Annotated in this window: 2 protein-coding genes and 2 pseudogenes; 2 read left to right on the forward strand and 2 right to left on the reverse strand. The window is 66.3% G+C overall.

Going from position 1 to position 2,734, the window contains the following annotated elements:
* Positions 1 to 341: 341 nt before the first annotated feature.
* Positions 342 to 773 carry a MarR family transcriptional regulator gene (locus STBA_RS01380; protein WP_077057480.1) on the reverse strand — a complete coding sequence of 144 codons (432 nt, stop codon included), beginning with the start codon at positions 771 to 773 and terminating at the stop codon, positions 342 to 344.
* Between the two features lie 67 nt (positions 774 to 840).
* Here STBA_RS01380 and STBA_RS01385 point away from each other — a divergent pair, with 67 nt between their 5' ends.
* Together STBA_RS01385 and STBA_RS38540 are read left to right on the forward strand one after the other, a co-directional pair.
* Positions 841 to 2,196, forward strand: a complete 1,356-nt coding sequence (locus STBA_RS01385) for an MFS transporter (protein WP_077057481.1) — start codon at positions 841 to 843, stop codon at positions 2,194 to 2,196.
* Positions 2,193 to 2,444: pseudogene (locus STBA_RS38540) on the forward strand (NAD(P)-dependent oxidoreductase); the annotation flags it as partial. The gene STBA_RS01385 and the pseudogene STBA_RS38540, both read left to right, overlap by 4 nt.
* A 29-nt stretch (positions 2,445 to 2,473) precedes the next feature.
* Here the strand turns inward: STBA_RS38540 and STBA_RS38545 are convergent.
* A pseudogene (locus STBA_RS38545) lies at positions 2,474 to 2,626 on the reverse strand (IS1380 family transposase); the annotation flags it as partial.
* Positions 2,627 to 2,734 lie beyond the last annotated feature (108 nt).

Below are 2,734 nucleotides of genomic sequence, written 5' to 3' on the forward strand. Positions count from 1 at the left end.
GTACACAACGTCCGGCTCAGCACACCGCAGCACAATGCGCGCCCGGACAGCCAACCTCGAAGCCCCCTGCGACCAGCGCACCAGCTGGTCACGCTCGTCAGCAGTCAACACGAACTCGACGGAAGGACGTCCCGAAAACGACATCCTGAAACCGTAGCAACTCAACGCCAGGACTTCCGGCGCAGGACACTAGATGTTGCGGGTCATGACGTTGTCGACACGGAGCCCAGGCGCGCTGGGCAATCTACGCACAGCTCGCCTCGAATAGAGGATTCACGCCCGTCCATCTCGCCGCCAGCGCCAGCTGTAGTAAGTAAGGGTCGAATGTCTGGCGGCGGGGGCTAGCGGCCGAGGATCTTTTGCAGTGCCGCGATGAGGCCGGCTCGCTGCTCGGCGGTGAGCGGCTCGACGAGTTCCTCCTGCGCGGCCGTCAATCGGGCGTGGATCTCATCCAGTCGCCCAGCGCCCCGTGTAGTCAATCGGACGAGCTTGCGCCGCGGGTCGGCCGGGTCTGAGCTGCGCTCGACGCAACCCTCGCCCTCGAGTTCGACGACTCGCTGAGCGACGTCCTTCCTGTCCATGCGCAGCCGCCTGCCGATCTCGGCCTGACTACAGGGCCCGAACTCCTCCACCGCACAGAGGATCGCGTAGTGATAGCGCCCAGCGCCGAGCGAGTCGAAGACCTCGCGGGACCGTCGGCCGGCACCTGCCGCGATCTGGGTGAGCAGCCAGCTGGGCGTCTCCAGGAGCCGCTGGGGTGGTTGGTCTGTCATGATCCTCCTTGCGTTGGTGACACCAACGATCTAGGCTGCGTTGGTGCTACCAACTATAGGAGAGGTTATGACCTCGAAGCCGAAACCTCGGCTCGTTCTCGGGGCAGTAGTGACGGCCCAGTTGATGGTCGGTGTCGATGCGACGATCTTGGCGTTGGCAATCCCCGAGATGGCGACCGATCTGCACTTGTCCTCCGGGGCTCTTGCGTGGGTGATGGCCGGCTACGTCCTTGCCGCGGGTTCATTGATGATCGCTGGCGGGCGGATCGCGCAGGCGGCCGGCTACCCCCGCATGATGAATCTTGGCCTGGTCGTCTTCGGGCTGGCTTCTGCGGTTGGTGGTGCGGCCGATGCCGGGTGGGTGTTGATCAGTGCCAGGGTCGCCCAGGGAGTCGGTGCGGCGGCCATGACCCCGGCTGCGATGGCGCGGCTCTCGTCTGCGTTTCCCGGTGAGGGCCGCGAGAAGGCGTACGGCGTCTTCGGGATGATCATGGGCAGCGGGACTGCCATCGGGCTGTTGCTCGGGGGCACGCTGACGCAGTTCGCGAGCTGGCGCGCCTGCATGTACGTCAATATCGCGTTCGTTGCGGTCGCGTTGCTCGTTTCGATTCTCGCTGGGGACCGTGATGAACGCTCGCCCGGACACGGGCGCGGCTGGTGGCGTGGTTCCCTCCTCGCCGTCGCAGCAGCATCGATCACTCAGGCGCTCACCGTCGTGGACGCGCCCGGCCAGGCAGCCGCCTTCGGTATCGCCGGTGTCGCGGTGATGGGGGTCTTCGCAGCCTGCGACCGGACCTCAAGTGCCCCGTTGATCCCTACCGCGCTGTTCCGCAACTCGACTCGACGCGTTGCCTACCTCGGGCTCTTCCTGTGGGGTGTCGCCACGATCAGCACGTTCGTGGCGGCCAGCGGTTCACTCCAACATCGCCACCAACTCGACCCGCTGCTGGTCGGCGTGCTCTTCCTCATCTACCCGGCCACCATCCAACTGGGACTGTTCGTCTCGCGCCGGCTCGGGGCCAGACCACCGGCCTCGTGCATCGGCGTCGGGCTCGCCTTGATCGGTACTGGTCAGGTCGTCTTCGCTCTCTCGCCCGACGGGTTGAGCGCCGTCCTCGCAGCGCTGGGACTGATGGGCCTCGGCACTTCGCAAGTGATGCCGAACGCAAACAGCGCAATGAACCGGGATGCCGGACCCCACGCGGGCGTCGCTGGTGGCGTCGGCACCACGCTGCAGCAGCTCGGAGGCAGCGTCGGGCTGGCCCTCCCCGTGTCACTTGCTGTGGCCACCACACATACGACCAGCCTGGCCGCCGGCGTCACCGCCCTTGCGCTCCTGGCCGGATCCTTCTACGCCCTGCGGCAATCAATGCCCGCAACCGACCCCACAAAGAACCGACAGCCGAAGGATCACCACGCATGAGGATCCTGATCACCGGAGGAAGCGGCCGCGTCGGCGGGCACGTGGCGCGACAACTGGCCGAGAACCACCAGGTCACCGCCACCGGACGATCCCTCAAGCCACAGAATTCGGACCAGGCCACCTGGCGGCAGGCGGATCTCGCCGACCCGGAGCCATGGCCATCGCTCCTCGGCGGCGTGGATGCCGCCTTCCTCTTTCCCGCTTTCGGGCACACGCAGCATTTCATCGACGCCGCCGCCCAAGCGGGGCTGCGCAAGCTGTCGGCGACGCCCGAGGCCTTCCGCCATGGCGTCAGCGCCGCTGATATCGCGGTGTCCAAGCCGGCCTTGCGGACGGTCCCGACCAGCGGAGCGCCCCCGGCCTGCGAGACCACCGTCCGGTCACCGCCCTCGATGCGGACACGCGGGTACGGCCCGATACGCTTCTTCACCCGGAAAGCGCTTCTTTCCGTGCAGTCAACAGGACCTTGGACAAGTCCCATCGTTGCAAGTCAGAAGCCATCTGTGCTTATTTGATCAAGCCTCGGACACCCCACCTC

It is taken from the genome of Streptomyces sp. MP131-18, assembly GCF_001984575.1.
GTDB lineage: Bacteria > Actinomycetota > Actinomycetes > Streptomycetales > Streptomycetaceae > Streptomyces > Streptomyces johnsoniae.